Below are 14,209 nucleotides of genomic sequence, written 5' to 3'. Positions count from 1 at the left end.
GATCAGGCAACCAGTTTTTGACCGTCTGTACCGGTAATTTTTGCTGTCACAATCTGACCTTCAGGTTGGTCGGAGTTAAACATAACTTCGGTAAATTGCTCGGTTCGGCCCATGCGGGGATTTTCCAGCAAAACCCGATGAATGAGCCCTTGCTGCTCAGCCAGGTGCCGGGTGACACGCGCCTCACCCGCCTGCCGCAAGCGCGCCGCGCGCGATTTGATGGCCTGGCCATCCACCTGAGGCATCCGCGCCGCAGGGGTGCCAGGACGCGGTGAGTAGGGAAACACATGCAACCAGGTCAGGTGGCAATCCTCGACAAGTTTCAAGGAGTTTTCAAACGCCGCCTCGGTCTCAGTTGGAAACCCGGCAATGATGTCCGCTCCAAAGGTCATATCCGGACGTAAACTTCGCGCCTCTTCGGAAAAACGAATGGCATCTTCCCGCAAATGCCGCCGCTTCATACGCTTGAGGATCAGGTCATCGCCATGTTGCAAACTAAGATGCAAATGTGGCATCAGGCGCGGCTCAGTCGCGATGGCCTGCATCAGGTTCTCGTCCACCTCAATGGAATCGATGCTCGAAATTCGCAAGCGCGGCAGATCAGGGACCAGCTTGAGGATACGCATCACCAGATCGCCCAGCTTCGGCGTCTTTGGAAGATCAGCACCCCAACTTGTGAGATCCACCCCTGTGAGAACAACTTCGTTGTATCCACGATCCACCAATCGCTTGATCTGATCCACCACCACACCGGCAGGCACCGACCGCGAATTGCCGCGCCCATAGGGGATGATGCAGAAGGTACAGCGATGATCGCAGCCGTTTTGCACCTGCACATAAGCACGACTTCGGGTGCCAAATCCGTCGATCAGGTGCCCCGCGGTCTCGGTGACAGACATAATATCGTCGACCTGCACGGCCTCTGTCTCACCAATGAAATCCGCAGCCAGACCTTTCCATGTCGCAGACGCCATCTTCTCGGTGTTGCCGATTACGGCGTCCACCTCTTGCATGGCAGAGAAGGTAGTAGGCTCGGTCTGCGCGGCGCAACCGGTTACGATCAACCGCGCCGAAGGGTTTTCCCGCCGCAGCTTGCGGATTTCTTGCCGCGCCTTGCGCACGGCCTCTGCCGTCACGGCACAAGTGTTTACCACCACGGCATTCTCAAGCCCCACCTGTCCGGCGAGGTCCTTCATCGCCTCTGTCTCATAGGCATTCAGCCGACATCCCAATGTGGTAAACTTGGGCGCGTTCATCCCGCGGCCTCGACAAAGTCCTGTGCAATCACCCCGTCACAGACATGCGCAGTCGCCCCAGTCATCCAAACACCGTCATCTCGCCAGGCAACCCGCATCCGGCCACCATCGAGATCGATCTCCACCTCGCGCCCAGTCAACCCCTTGCGTGCTGCGGCAACAGCCACGGCACAGGAAGAAGACCCAGACGCCAAGGTCACGCCAACGCCCCGTTCCCAAACGCGCATACGCAAATGATCAGGGGCAACAACACTCACGACCTGCACATTGGTGTGTTCTGGATAGAGCGGATGATGCTCATAGCGCGGACCAAATGTTTCAAGCGGCACTGCCTCGGCATCGTCAACAAAGAACGTACAATGCGGGTTGCCCATTCCAGTCGCTGTCGGCGTTCCTTCGATTGGCAACTCCAGCGTGTCCATAGCCTCGGCCAGCGGAATGTCCTGCCACTCTAGTTGCGGCGCCCCCATGTTCACGGAGGTCAAACCGCCGCCGGCATCGGTCGCATACAGATCGCCGCGCTCCGTGGTCAGGTGCACATGATCCTTGCCGGTTTCATCCATCAAAAACCGCGCGATGCACCGCGTGGCATTCCCGCAAGCCGCCGACATCGACCCATCGGAATTCCAGAACCGAAGATGCGCATCACCCCTGCCCGGCTCAATGATAGCCAGCTGGTCAAAGCCAATGCCGGTGTGACGGTTGCCCAAGGCCCGCGCCAGTCCTGCAGTGATCGCCACACTGCGCGCACGTGCATCGACAACGACAAAGTCGTTGCCCAGCCCATGCATCTTCATAAAGGGCAGTCCAGAGTGAGAGACTGTGCTCATGATCGGGCATATAAAGGTCAAGCTGCGACGAATCCAGCCACAGCAGCAGAATCAACGCGATAAGGGGTTGACCGCCCGTTCACTGCTTTCTAGATAGGCCGCCTAGTGGGCCGTTAGCTCAGTTGGTAGAGCAACTGACTTTTAATCAGTGGGTCGCAGGTTCGAATCCTGCACGGCTCACCACTGAAAACAGTGATTTAGAAAACTTTCTCCAGATTAGACATCACAGTGAAAGTGATAAACGTGGCCGCACAGATCCTGGATCGTGAATTGCCGCAGACCCCAGGGTTTGTCTTCGGGAGGCTCCACTATATGTGCGCCAAGCTCTGAGAGTTCATCAAAAGCACCATCCACGTCGACCACAAAAACCCAGTGAATGCATGGGGTAATCAGCCCCTCCACTTCCCGGAAGAAGATGACACATTCGCCATGTGACACAGCCCCGATGCGGCCCTCTTCGTGGTGCCAGGCGATCTCGCAGCCAAGTTTGTCACGATAGTATTGCTGCGCCTGAACAACGCTATGGACCGGTAAGGCCGGGACGGGTTGAGAAAATTTCATGCGACCTCCCTCTCACGAGACCAGGCTAACAGACCAGCAATGTGTGGTGAAAAATTTTAATTGTCTGACATTTGATTCTGTGAGACCCTTTTCCTGTATTTGGACGAGAAACGAGAACAAGAATCCGCGTCCATAAGGGAGGAAACCATGAATCTAAGACCAGATCCGACTTTCTATCCAACCGCCAAAATGGCAATGGACGCTCCGGCCGAAACCTTGGCGTTTACATTGATGCTGAGCCCGGATGGGTCTCAGCCCGATGGCTTGGCCGTCGTTGATGTGGACCCGAAGTCCCAAACCTATAGCCAGATCGTCCATCAGGTCATCATGCCCAACAAGGGCGATGAATTTCATCACTTTGGCTGGAATGCTTGCTCCTCTGCTTTGTCACCACTCACAGGGCACGCATTCCTGGAACGTCGGTATCTGATCATCCCCGGCATACGGTCGTCACGGATCTATGTGATTGATGTCAAAGAGCCCCTGAAAGCCAAAATCCACAAGATTATTGAACCCGAAGAGGTCTTTGAAAAAACTGGCTACTCGCGGCCGCACACGATCCATTGCGGCCCCGAAGGTATCTATGTCTCGACCCTTGGTGGAGGAGGAGAAGACGGCACAGATGGCCCCCCGGGTATCTTCATTATGGATTGCGAGACATTTGAGATTCTCGGTCGCTATGAAATGGATCGTGGTATCCAGGATAAGCACTATGATTTCTGGTGGAACCTGCCACGGGACTACATGGTCAGTTCAGAATGGGGTCTGCCACCACAGTTTGAAAATGGCATCGTTGCCGAAGACCTGCTGTCAAACAAATATGGCCATACCATCCATTTCTGGGACCTGCGCGCCCGCAAAAATGTGCAGTCCATTGACCTGGGCGAAAACCACCAGATGGCGCTGGAAATTAGGCCCGCACATGACCCGGCCAAGGAGTACGGCTTTTGCGGCGTGGTGGTCGACACCACCAATCTACAGGGCACAATCTTCACCTGGTGGCGCAACGAAGATGGAACCTTTGAAGCCAAGAAGACCATCACAATTGACCCGCGCCCAGAGAAGGCGGAGAATCTTCCACCTCTGCTACAAGGTTTCGAGGCTGTGCCACCGTTGGTCACAGATATAGACCTGAGCCTGGATGACAGGTTCCTCTACGTTGCGTGCTGGGGTCAAGGTGAGATGCACCAATATGACGTCTCGGACCCGATGAACCCCAAACTCGCTGGCAAAGTGGAAATTGGCGGCATCGCGCGGGGTGCCAAGCATCCCAACGGCAAAGACTTTGTTTATGGGCCACAAATGGTTGAAATCAGCCGCGATGGAAAACGCGTCTATTGGACGAACTCGCTCTATTCCACATGGGATGATCAGTTCTATCCCGACGACGAAGGTGGCCAGATGGTCATGGCGAATGTCGGTGAAAACGGCGGCTTGGAGCTCGACAAGGATTTCTATGTCGAGTTCCCCAAAGGCTACCGCAGCCACCAGATCAGGCTGGAAGGCGGCGACTGCTCAACCGACAGTTTCTGTTACCCCTCCGTCTGACACGTGGGGGACCTGAACACGACAGCGGCCCTTTGGTGGGCCGTTGTTGCCTCTGGCATCTACCACGGGATCAATCCGGGTATGGGATGGCCCCTGGCCGTCTCTTCCGCCCTGATGGAGCAGAAATACGCAAGCCTTTACAAGGCCCTGGCGGCCCTGGCCCTAGGCCATCTGATAGCCATGGCCGTCATCCTTTTTCCATTCTCTATGCTACTGTGGTTGGTCGAATGGCAGCGGGAAATTCAAATTGGTGCAGCCATACTTGTTATCTCGCTTGGCGTTTACCTATTGATCAACCGCCGCCATCCAAGGTTTCTGGCGCGCGTGCCGCCTTCGCGTCTCACACTCTGGTCATTCCTTGTTGCCATGGCTCATGGTGCGGGGTTGATGCTTGTTCCAATCTACCTGGGCATCTGTGGTAAACTTGACGCCGGGCATGTCGCCGCCGAAACCCTTATCGGCGGCACTCTCACCATCGCCATCCTTGTCGCCCTCATTCACACCGCTGCTATGATCCTCTCAGGCGGTGCATTGGCCGTGGGTGTCTATCATTGGCTGGGCCTGAAATTCCTATCAAAATCCTGGTTCAACCTTGATGTTGTTTGGGCGCTCAGCCTGATTTTTGTGGGTGTTCTGGCGCTGATCTTTCAGCACTGACTTGCACTTTCACTGTTCCCCAAATACTCAAATGCCAGCGCTAAAATCGGGAACCTTCGCTTCATGCCCAAGCACCGCCTTCTAACAGAGTTTGGCATCGGCTCATCGCTGCGCCATCAGGATTACACCGCTGCGGCGCGCCGGGCTCTGCAAGACGCGCTTTGGCGCAACTCGATCAATCTGGCGGAGCTTTTTGGCAAGCCAAAGGAGGCGATGATCATCGATGTGGAAATCGCTGTGCAACAGCCCGACCAAGTGGACTGCGATACACTTTCCAACGTCTTTCCCTACGGCCAGATCAGCGTCACAGCCGTCAAGGGCGGGTTGGATGTGCCGCGACCCGTTGGCCTTCCAACTGTCATCGCCAACGCAGTCATCAATGTCAGCCTGATGCTGGAGCCAAAATCATGAGTGACCAGCGGTTCATCATCGAAATGGGTATGGGCAACGACCAATATGGCATGGATTACCAAAAGGCCGCGGCGCGAGCGATCGAAAGCGCCATTCGGCGTTCGGCCATACCGATGTACGCCACAACCGGGTTAAGCCACACTGAAATGCGCGTGCAGGTCACAATTGGCGTCCAGGAACCGGGCAAGATCGACACCGATGCCTTGGTACAAAACCTCCCACGTGGACGCGCCTCTGTTCAGGCAGTCTTTGGTGGGCAAAACATCATCAACCCTGAAACCGGGGACACGATTGTTGTCGCCACAGCGGCGGTTGAGGCATTCCTGCCTGATCAATCTGGAAACTGGTCCCAACCTGCGGCATAGGTTTCTTTCACATCCACCTTGCCGCGTCGCCTTTCTGGTCATATATTTTGACCAGTTTAATCGAGCGCGTGATGCCTTTCAAAAAAGTGACCCCCGAAAAACTCTCGTCTGCTGTGACCTCGCAGATCGAGAAATTGATCCTGCGCGGCATTCTGCACCCTGGAGAGCGGCTCCCGGCAGAGCGCGAGCTTGCCGAGCGTCTGGGTGTGTCGCGCCCCTCTCTGCGAGAAGCGGTGTCGGAACTTCAGAACAAAGGCCTACTCACCAGCAAAGCGGGCTCTGGCATCTATGTCGCTGACGTTCTGGGAAATGCCTTTTCGGACGCGCTCATTGGGCTTTTTGCCTCTCACGATGAAGCTGTGTTCGACTACATCGCCTTTCGCCGCGATATGGAAGGGTTGGCCGCAGAGCGTGCCGCGCGGCTGGCCTCTGATACGGATCTCAAAGTCATCGATGCAATCCACACAAAGATGGAAAAGGCGCATGCCAGCTCCGACCCGGAGACCGAGGCCCAACTTGATGCCGATTTTCACATGGCCATTCTAGAGGCCAGTCACAATGTGATCATGCTGCACATGATGCGTTCCATGTTTCAGCTCTTGCAGGGCGGCGTGTTCTACAATCGCAAGATCATGTTCCAGCAGGGCAACCGCCGCAAAACCCTTTTGGATCAGCACAGTGAGATAAACGCCGCCCTTCTGTCCCGCGATCCGGGTAAGGCGCGAGAGGCTGTGATTGCGCATCTAAACTACGTTGAGACATGCCTGGCCAATCAGCGGAAATCCGATGCCAATGAAGCGATTGCTCAGCAGCGCCTTGAACACGAGCAATCGAAATAGGTCCATCTGCTCACTGTTCGCCAAAAATTTACCATTTGATAAAATTTTTTCCTGTGAGATACTAATCCTGACCCAAGCCAAAGCCAGGGAGACGGATCGTGACGGACAACACGCTCATACCCGGAATTCAATCAGGGCGCCTTGCGTCCGAGAACTACGTCGAAAATTTTGCTGATTTGCACCCTCCGATTGACGCACATGAAGCTTTGGTTGCGGCGGATCGGTGTTATTTTTGCCATGATGCTCCGTGCGTCACGGCATGTCCCACCGATATCGACATTCCACTTTTCATCCGCCAAATCGCGACCGGCACCCCAGAAGCGGCCGCTGAAACGATTTTGAGCCAGAATATCCTGGGCGGCATGTGCGCGCGGGTTTGCCCGACAGAAACGCTTTGCGAAGAGGCCTGTGTGCGCGAAGCAGCCGAAGGTAAGCCGGTCTTGATCGGTCAGTTGCAACGTTACGCCACCGATACGGTTATGGAAAAAGGCGTGCACCCGTTCTCGCGCGCTGACGCGACGGGCAAAAGGGTAGCCGTCGTTGGCGCGGGCCCTGCCGGTCTTGCTTGCGCGCATAGGTTGGCCATGCACGGACATGACGTGACCCTTTACGATGCACGTTCCAAACTGGGCGGGCTGAATGAGTTTGGCATCGCTGCTTACAAGACAATTGACAGTTTTGCCGAACGTGAAGTTGACTGGCTTCTGCAGATCGGCGGCATCTCTGTCAAAGCAGGTCAAAAGCTGGGTCAGGATGTTTCGCTCGAACACCTGAAATCTGATTTCGACGCCGTATTCCTTGGAGTTGGTCTTGGTGGCGTGAATGCACTTGGCCTTGATCACGAGGATAAGGAAGGTGTTGAGGATGCTGTCAATTTCATCTCGGGTCTGAGACAAGCCAAGGACTTGTCCAACCTTCCAATAGGACGCGATGTCGTTGTGATTGGCGGTGGCATGACCGCAATTGACGCCGCTGTGCAGGCCAAACTCTTGGGCGCACTCAATGTCACCCTTGTCTATCGCCGTGGCCGCGACCGCATGAATGCCAGCCGATTTGAGCAAGACTTGGCCGCTTCAAAGGGCGTGCGGATCATCACCAATGCCTCGCCCATCGCCTTGCACGGCAACGGCGCAGTCCGTGAGATCGAATTTGAGTACACCAATGATGATCTGACCCCCACGGGTCAGACCTTCCGCCTTGCCGCCGATCAGGTGTTCAAGGCCATCGGTCAGACACTTGCAGACGACGATCTTCCTGATCTTGATGGCAGGAAAATCGCCGTGACAAGGCCTGGACGCACCTCGATCCCAGGTGTCTGGGCGGGCGGTGATTGCGCGGCAGGCGGCGATGACCTGACGGTAACCGCTGTGGCCGAAGGGCGCGACGCGGCTGAAGACATTCACCGGAGCTTGATTTCGTGACGAATTGGCCGAGTCCACGCCTTAGAAAAGGAGGTGCTCATGAGTGATCTCGAAACACGCGTCTCTGACCATTACTCAGGACCTAGTCTTCTGGACAACATCCGACAGGCCCTTGCCGAAACCGGCGCCGACCCTGACATGCCCACTCTGGATGACCTCAAGCCCGTAGATGAGTTTCACACTGGAGGTGTCGAAGCCACCAACGCGTTGATCGACCAGCTTACGATCGTACCTGAAACGCGGGTTTTGGACATAGGCTGTGGCGTCGGCGGGGCTGCGCGTCATGTGTCCGAGCGAACTGGTGCATGTGTCCGTGGTTTTGATCTAACGCCTGACTTCGTCAATACAGCCAGAGCTCTAAGCGACGCGACAGGTATGTCCTCTCGCACCACGTTTCAGGTTGGAAGTGCGCTTGAGATGCCCGAAGCTGATAACAGCGTCGATTTGGCTCTGATGTTCCATGTCGGTATGAATATCGAGGACAAGCCCCGCCTTTTCACAGAAGCTGCGCGTGTGCTTGCGCCGGGTGGTACATTCGCCCTTTTTGACGTCATGCGTAGCAGTGACCGTGCTTTGACCTTTCCCTTCCCTTGGGCAGAGCAAAAGGATTTCTCCTTTGTCACGCCCCCAGAAGCTTACCGAAAAGCCGCCTCTGCATCTGGACTCACGCAGGTTTTGGAACATGATCGCAGCGATTTCGCCAAGGAATTCTTCGAACGCGTCTTCGCCAGAATAGAAAAGGCCGGTGGTCCGTCACCTGTTGGCATCCACCTTCTGATGCACGACACCAGCAGCCAGAAAATTCAAAACTACGTCAAACATCTGCATTCGGGCGATATCGCACCCATAGAAATGATCTTTCGCGCCGCGGAATAGACGCGCGCCCTTACAGAGAAAGGAGCCAAGTTAATGGCCAATCTCAAGAGTAACTTTGCCGGGATTTCCTCTCCCAACCCGTTCTGGCTCGCCTCTGCACCGCCCACGGACAAAGAGTACAACGTTCGCCGCGCCTTCGAGGCCGGTTGGGGTGGCGTGGTCTGGAAAACTCTTGGCGAAGACGGCCCCCCTATCGTGAACGTCAACGGACCCAGATATGGCGCAATCTGGGGCGCGGATCGACGTCTACTGGGGCTAAACAACATCGAACTCATCACCGACCGTCCGCTACAGGTCAACCTTGATGAAATGACCCGCGTGAAAAAGGATTATCCTGATCGCGCACTTGTGGCCTCCCTTATGGTTCCGGTGGAAGAGGACAGCTGGAAGGCCATTCTGGATCGCGTTCTGGAAACCGGCTGCGACGGGGTTGAGCTGAATTTCGGCTGCCCACATGGCATGAGCGAGCGCGGTATGGGGTCGGCCGTGGGCCAGGTGCCTGACTACGTGCAACAGGTGACCGAATGGTGCAAGAAACACTCAAACCTTCCGGTAATTGTAAAACTCACACCAAACATCACAGATATCCGCAAACCGGCACAAGCCGCCCACGATGGCGGCGCGGATGCGGTCAGCCTGATCAACACGATCAACTCGATCACATCCGTAAACCTCGACAGTTTTGCCCCCGAGCCCACCATTGACGGCAAAGGCGCACATGGCGGCTATTGCGGCCCGGCGGTGAAACCTATTGCTCTGAACATGGTGGCTGAGATCGCCCGCTCTTCATCGCTTCAAGGCCTGCCCATTTCCGGCATCGGCGGCATAACCACGTGGCGCGACGCGGCGGAGTTCATGTCTTTGGGCGCGGGAAACGTGCAGGTCTGTACTGCCGCCATGACCTATGGCTTCAAGATTGTGCAGGAAATGATTTCGGGCCTGTCGCAATACATGGACGAAAAAGGGTTCACCTGCGTCGATGAGATTGTGGGTCGCGCCGTGCCAAACTGTTGTGACTGGCAGCATCTGAACCTGAACTACGTCACCAAGGCGCGGATTGATCAGGATCTCTGCATCAAATGCGGCCGGTGCTATGCCGCCTGTGAAGACACTTCGCATCAAGCCATCTCCATGACGCCTGATCGTGTCTTTGACGTGATAGATGCCGAATGTGTGGCCTGTAACCTGTGTGTGAATGTCTGCCCTGTAGAGGGCTGCATCACGATGGAAGAGCTTGCGCCAGGGATGGTCGATGAACGCACCGGGAAAACTGTCGAGAAAGAATACGCCAACTGGACGACGCATCCCAACAACCCGGGGTCATGCGCTGCGGAATAGGTATCTTGACCTAAGTCAAACAAATACAAATTGTTCTGCAGTAGCCTTTTCTTGAGAATTGTTAAGAAAGGGTTGGAGTCGTGATTAAGACAACGCTTCTTGTTTTGACGTCATCGACTGTTCTGTTGATGGGAACTTATGCCGCGCATCCAAGCGACGCGCCAATGGTGCAAATGGTCCAAAACTGACGACTTCGGTCAAACCACATCAAACAGACAACAGTCTGCGGTACAACGTATCAAGAAATTCCCAAGCCCCCGCATGCACATTTGATTCCGAGACAAGCGCCTGAACTTGCGCATCGAAATCGGCGTAATGCTGTGTCGTGGCCCAGATCGAAAATATCAAATGATGGGCATCTACTTTGGCAATGCGCTTCTGTGCCACCCAATCCTCAATAATTATTACAGTATTATTCACCAGAGGCTTTAGCGTGCGATCAAGATGAGACCCGATGCGCGGTGCCCCTTGCAGGATTTCATTGGCAAAAAGCCTGCTTTCGCGCGGATACTCCCGGCTCATTTCCAGTTTGCGCTGAACGTAGCGTAGAATTTCTTCCAAAGGCTGCCCTTTAGGGTCGATCTCGCGCATAGGGGCCAGCCACTCATCCATTAGCCGGTTGAGTAAAGTGACATGGATGTCTTCCTTGCCCTCAAAATAATAGAGAATGTTCGGCTTCGAAAGCCCGGCCTGCTCGGCAATCTGGTCCAGCGTCGCCCCCCGAAATCCATGTTTTGAGAACACCTCAAGCGCGGCATCCAGGATAAGAGCGCGGTTACGTTGTTGAATCCGGCTTGGCTTTGGCACGGTGTCTTCTGCGGATGGTCTCGGCATGGCTCTCCCTGGCCTGAATTGCTTAGTGGCAAGGCATCTTTGGCCAGAGTTTGGCCTGTTGCTTCCTACCATCCTCACATTGGTTGACATGGGCAAGTTCTTCCGCAATCGTTGTTTTACCATTTGGTCAAAAGTGATGTTTCCGCACGCCATGATATAGTGATGTCAATGGCGCTGATGCGGTATCGCACATCATGAGTGACCATCGGCAAAAGGGGGATGACATGGCGGCTCCGGGTGAGAACCTCAAGATCAACGGCGACCGGTTGTGGGACAGCCTGATGGAAATGGCCAAGATCGGCCCCGGTATCGCGGGCGGCAACAACCGCCAGACATTGACCGACGAAGACGCCGAGGGCCGTGCGCTATACAAATCCTGGTGTGACGCCGCTGGCTTGACCACCGGAGTGGATACAATGGGCAACATGTTTGCCCGCCGAGAGGGGACCGACCCGGACGCGCTCCCCGTCTATGTCGGCTCCCACCTCGACACGCAGCCCACTGGCGGGAAATATGATGGCGTTCTGGGGGTGTTGGGCGGTCTGGAAATCATCCGCACGCTCAATGACCTCGGCATCAAGACAAAGCACCCCATCGTTGTCACCAACTGGACCAACGAGGAAGGCACGCGGTATGCGCCCGCCATGCTCGCCTCGGGTGTCTTTGCGGGCAAGCACACCGAAGCATGGGCCAAGGACCGCGTGGATGCCGATGGCAAACGCTTTGGCGATGAGTTGAAGCGTATCGGCTGGGAAGGCGATGAACCTGCAGGCGATCGCAAAATGCACGCCTTTTTTGAGCTGCATATCGAACAGGGCCCGATCCTGGAGGCCGAAGGCAAGGATATCGGTGTCGTCACCCATGGTCAGGGCCTGCGGTGGATCGAATGCACTGTGACGGGCAAGGATTCTCATACCGGGTCCACACCCATGCATATGCGCAAAAACGCCGGGCGCGGCCTCGCGCTTATCACGGAGCTCGTGCATGAGATCGCCATGAAAAACCAGCCCAATGCGGTGGGTGCGATTGGCCATATCGAGGTCTATCCCAACTCCCGCAATGTGATCCCCGGCAAGGTTGTCTTCACCGTCGACATGCGCACGCATCTGCTGGACAAGCTCAACGCCATGGTCGGCGAATTTGACGAGCGCGCACCAAAGCTGTGTGAAGAGATTGGCGTCGAGTTTTCTTCCGAGATCGTCGGTCAATTCGATCCGCCCGCCTTTGACGAGACCTGCGTGACCGCCGTGCGCGATGCGGCGGAACGGCTGGGATACAGCCACATGGATATCGTCAGCGGTGCAGGCCACGACGCCTGCTGGATCAACGATGTTGCTCCCACGGCCATGGTGATGTGCCCTTGTGTTGATGGGCTTAGCCACAATGAGGCTGAGGAGATTTCCAAGGACTGGGCCACAGCGGGCACAGACGTGCTCATGCACGCGGTGGTGGAAACGGCGGGGATTGTGGAGTGAGTCCCAGAGGCTTCGTTACAGATATGGTTTTGTGTGGATTGTCCGTGTTGTTCTTGGCCGGATGTAAGTCAGATAGATTTGCTGCCGAAGTTGGATTTTATGAAAACGGCAACTTAGTTTGGGAGTTGTGGGGCTCATTCTCGGTCGAAGAATGTGGTGAGCACGCTAAAGCCAGATTTAAAGAGGTTGAAGAGCTTGGAGTGGCTTACGCGTGGGCCTGCTGGAAACGCGAAAGGGATGGAAGCGTACCTCTTGCCGCTTCTAATCGAATAGGAGAAACCCAATGACCACCAAAGTCATCAAGAACGGCACCGTCTGTACCGCAGATCGTACGTGGAAGGCCGATGTCCTGATCGAGGATGAGAAGATCAGACAGATCGGCGAGGACCTAAAGGGCGACGAATACATCGACGCCGAAGGTGCCTATGTCATCCCCGGCGGCATTGACCCGCACACCCATCTGGAAATGCCTTTCATGGGAACCACGGCGGCGGAAACCTTCGAGACCGGCACCTGGGCCGCGGCCTGTGGCGGCACGACGATGCTGGTGGATTTCTGTCTGCCGGGTGCCGATGGCTCCATCAAGAACGCCATCAACGAATGGCACCGCAAATCGGCGCCGCAGATCTGTGCCGATATCGGCTATCACATGGCCATCACCGGCTGGAATGAAAGCATCTTCACCGAGATGAAAGATGCCGTCGACATGGGCGTGAACAGCTTCAAGCATTTCATGGCCTATAAAGGCGCGCTGATGATCGAGGATGACGAGATGTTCGCCTCCTTCAAGCGCTGCGCTGAGCTGGGCGCGCTGCCGATGGTCCATGCCGAGAACGGCGATCTGGTGGCCGAACTGCAGGAGAAGTATTTCAACCAGGGCATTACCGGTCCCGAAGGTCACGCCTATTCAAGACCCCCAGAGCTGGAGGGCGAGGCGGCCAATCGCGCCATCACCATCGCCGACACGGCAGGCGTGCCGCTCTACATCGTGCATGTCAGCTGCGAGCAGGCCCATGAGGCCATCCGCCGGGCACGCCAAAAAGGCATGCGCGTTTATGGTGAACCTCTGGCTCAATTTCTGACACTGGATGAAAGTGAATATTTCAATAAGGATTGGGATCACGCCGCGCGCCGCGTGATGTCCCCACCCTTCCGGTCGAAAGACCACCAAGACAGCCTCTGGGCAGGCCTGCAGGCAGGCAGCTTACAAGTCGTCGCCACAGACCACGCCGCCTTCAACACCGAGCAGAAACGCGCGGGCCGCGATGATTTCCGCATCATCCCCAACGGTTCCAACGGGCTGGAGGAACGCATGCCGGTGCTCTGGACCGAAGGCGTCGAAACAGGCCGCCTGACACCCAACGAGTTCGTCGCAGTGACGTCGACCAACGTGGCCAAGATCCTCAACATCTACCCCAAGAAAGGCGCCATCGTCGAAGGGGCCGACGCGGATATCGTGGTCTGGGATCCCAAAATCACCAAGACGATTTCTGCCTCCAACCACCACTCGATCCTGGATTACAACGTCTTCGAAGGATTCGAGGTCACCGCCAATTCCCGCTACACCCTCAGCCGGGGCGAGGTGATCTGGGCCTGGGGCCAAAATTCACAACCTCAACCCGGTCGAGGCCGCTTCGTGCCCCGCCCGGCCTTCCCCTCGGCGCATACCGCGCTCAGCAAATGGAAGGAACTCACTGCGCCCAAAATGATCGAACGCGACCCGATGAATATTCCGGCGGGGATTTGAATAAGCTCCAAAGGCATGAGTGGTTTGCCTCACACCACCTTGACAAAGAAC

Annotated in this window: 14 protein-coding genes and 1 tRNA gene; 11 read left to right on the top strand and 4 right to left on the bottom strand. The window is 56.0% G+C overall.

Annotated features, from left to right (window positions below):
* Positions 1 to 2: 2 nt before the first annotated feature.
* Both mtaB and dapF read right to left on the bottom strand, forming a co-directional pair.
* The gene (gene mtaB / locus RZS32_RS10125; RefSeq protein ID WP_317056859.1) at positions 3 to 1,256 is read right to left on the bottom strand and encodes a tRNA (N(6)-L-threonylcarbamoyladenosine(37)-C(2))-methylthiotransferase MtaB; all 1,254 of its coding nucleotides are present in this window, start codon (positions 1,254 to 1,256) and stop codon (positions 3 to 5) included.
* Positions 1,253 to 2,086 (bottom strand): diaminopimelate epimerase, encoded by an 834-nt coding sequence (gene dapF, locus RZS32_RS10120; RefSeq protein WP_317056858.1) that lies wholly within the window; start codon positions 2,084 to 2,086, stop codon positions 1,253 to 1,255. Before dapF ends, mtaB begins: the two co-directional genes overlap by 4 nt.
* A gap of 107 nt (positions 2,087 to 2,193) precedes the next feature.
* Here dapF and RZS32_RS10115 point away from each other — a divergent pair.
* Positions 2,194 to 2,269 (top strand) — tRNA-Lys (locus RZS32_RS10115).
* Between the two features lie 33 nt (positions 2,270 to 2,302).
* Here the strand turns inward: RZS32_RS10115 and RZS32_RS10110 are convergent.
* Positions 2,303 to 2,647, bottom strand: coding sequence for a VOC family protein (locus RZS32_RS10110; RefSeq protein WP_317056857.1), 345 nt, complete (start codon positions 2,645 to 2,647; stop codon positions 2,303 to 2,305).
* A gap of 147 nt (positions 2,648 to 2,794) precedes the next feature.
* On the opposite strand from RZS32_RS10110, the gene RZS32_RS10105 reads away from it, so the two are divergent.
* The 8 genes from RZS32_RS10105 (at position 2,795) to preA (ending at position 10,102) form a co-directional block, all read left to right on the top strand.
* Complete coding sequence (locus RZS32_RS10105; protein ID WP_317056856.1) at positions 2,795 to 4,195, top strand: selenium-binding protein SBP56-related protein; 1,401 nt, start codon at positions 2,795 to 2,797, stop codon at positions 4,193 to 4,195.
* Positions 4,196 to 4,198: 3 nt separating this feature from the next.
* Complete coding sequence (locus RZS32_RS10100) at positions 4,199 to 4,852, top strand: hypothetical protein (RefSeq protein ID WP_317056855.1); 654 nt, start codon at positions 4,199 to 4,201, stop codon at positions 4,850 to 4,852.
* A 63-nt stretch (positions 4,853 to 4,915) separates the two neighbouring features.
* On the top strand, positions 4,916 to 5,263 hold the full coding sequence (locus RZS32_RS10095) for a Lin0512 family protein (protein ID WP_317056854.1): 348 nt from the start codon (positions 4,916 to 4,918) through the stop codon (positions 5,261 to 5,263).
* On the top strand, positions 5,260 to 5,628 hold the full coding sequence (locus tag RZS32_RS10090; protein ID WP_317056853.1) for a Lin0512 family protein: 369 nt from the start codon (positions 5,260 to 5,262) through the stop codon (positions 5,626 to 5,628). The genes RZS32_RS10095 and RZS32_RS10090 overlap by 4 nt, the downstream gene beginning before the upstream one ends.
* A gap of 71 nt (positions 5,629 to 5,699) precedes the next feature.
* A complete protein-coding gene (locus RZS32_RS10085) occupies positions 5,700 to 6,467 on the top strand; it encodes a FadR/GntR family transcriptional regulator (protein ID WP_317056852.1) in 768 nt (255 codons plus the stop codon).
* Positions 6,468 to 6,565: 98 nt separating this feature from the next.
* On the top strand, positions 6,566 to 7,888 hold the full coding sequence (locus RZS32_RS10080) for an NAD(P)-dependent oxidoreductase (RefSeq protein WP_317056851.1): 1,323 nt from the start codon (positions 6,566 to 6,568) through the stop codon (positions 7,886 to 7,888).
* Between the two features lie 39 nt (positions 7,889 to 7,927).
* Entirely contained in the window at positions 7,928 to 8,764 is an 837-nt protein-coding gene (locus RZS32_RS10075) for a class I SAM-dependent methyltransferase (RefSeq protein WP_317056850.1), read from the top strand.
* Between the two features lie 33 nt (positions 8,765 to 8,797).
* The gene (preA, locus tag RZS32_RS10070; RefSeq protein ID WP_317056849.1) at positions 8,798 to 10,102 is read left to right on the top strand and encodes an NAD-dependent dihydropyrimidine dehydrogenase subunit PreA; all 1,305 of its coding nucleotides are present in this window, start codon (positions 8,798 to 8,800) and stop codon (positions 10,100 to 10,102) included.
* 207 nt (positions 10,103 to 10,309) lie between these two features.
* Here preA and RZS32_RS10065 read toward each other — a convergent pair whose 3' ends face one another.
* On the bottom strand, positions 10,310 to 10,936 hold the full coding sequence (locus tag RZS32_RS10065; RefSeq protein WP_317056848.1) for a TetR family transcriptional regulator C-terminal domain-containing protein: 627 nt from the start codon (positions 10,934 to 10,936) through the stop codon (positions 10,310 to 10,312).
* Positions 10,937 to 11,160: 224 nt separating this feature from the next.
* Here RZS32_RS10065 and RZS32_RS10060 point away from each other — a divergent pair, with 224 nt between their 5' ends.
* Both RZS32_RS10060 and hydA read left to right on the top strand, forming a co-directional pair.
* The gene (locus RZS32_RS10060) at positions 11,161 to 12,411 is read left to right on the top strand and encodes a Zn-dependent hydrolase (protein ID WP_317057892.1); all 1,251 of its coding nucleotides are present in this window, start codon (positions 11,161 to 11,163) and stop codon (positions 12,409 to 12,411) included.
* Between the two features lie 283 nt (positions 12,412 to 12,694).
* Positions 12,695 to 14,158, top strand: coding sequence for a dihydropyrimidinase (hydA, locus tag RZS32_RS10055; RefSeq protein WP_317056847.1), 1,464 nt, complete (start codon positions 12,695 to 12,697; stop codon positions 14,156 to 14,158).
* Positions 14,159 to 14,209 lie beyond the last annotated feature (51 nt).

The organism is Roseovarius sp. W115 (assembly GCF_032842945.2).
Taxonomy (GTDB): Bacteria; Pseudomonadota; Alphaproteobacteria; order Rhodobacterales; family Rhodobacteraceae; genus Roseovarius; species Roseovarius rhodophyticola.
Note: the sequence above shows the minus strand (reverse complement) of the source record. Positions and strands in the feature narration are given on the sequence as shown.

Excerpts from the sequence above, each read along its gene's own strand:
- mtaB (WP_317056859.1), bottom strand. The coding sequence starts at position 1,256 with ATGAACGCGCCCAAGTTTACCACATTGGGATGTCGGCTGAATGCCTAT.
- dapF (WP_317056858.1), bottom strand. The coding sequence starts at position 2,086 with ATGAGCACAGTCTCTCACTCTGGACTGCCCTTTATGAAGATGCATGGG.
- RZS32_RS10110 (WP_317056857.1), bottom strand. The coding sequence starts at position 2,647 with ATGAAATTTTCTCAACCCGTCCCGGCCTTACCGGTCCATAGCGTTGTT.
- RZS32_RS10105 (WP_317056856.1), top strand. The coding sequence starts at position 2,795 with ATGAATCTAAGACCAGATCCGACTTTCTATCCAACCGCCAAAATGGCA.
- RZS32_RS10095 (WP_317056854.1), top strand. The coding sequence starts at position 4,916 with ATGCCCAAGCACCGCCTTCTAACAGAGTTTGGCATCGGCTCATCGCTG.
- RZS32_RS10090 (WP_317056853.1), top strand. The coding sequence starts at position 5,260 with ATGAGTGACCAGCGGTTCATCATCGAAATGGGTATGGGCAACGACCAA.
- RZS32_RS10085 (WP_317056852.1), top strand. The coding sequence starts at position 5,700 with ATGCCTTTCAAAAAAGTGACCCCCGAAAAACTCTCGTCTGCTGTGACC.
- RZS32_RS10075 (WP_317056850.1), top strand. The coding sequence starts at position 7,928 with ATGAGTGATCTCGAAACACGCGTCTCTGACCATTACTCAGGACCTAGT.
- preA (WP_317056849.1), top strand. The coding sequence starts at position 8,798 with ATGGCCAATCTCAAGAGTAACTTTGCCGGGATTTCCTCTCCCAACCCG.
- RZS32_RS10065 (WP_317056848.1), bottom strand. The coding sequence starts at position 10,936 with ATGCCGAGACCATCCGCAGAAGACACCGTGCCAAAGCCAAGCCGGATT.
- RZS32_RS10060 (WP_317057892.1), top strand. The coding sequence starts at position 11,161 with ATGGCGGCTCCGGGTGAGAACCTCAAGATCAACGGCGACCGGTTGTGG.
- hydA (WP_317056847.1), top strand. The coding sequence starts at position 12,695 with ATGACCACCAAAGTCATCAAGAACGGCACCGTCTGTACCGCAGATCGT.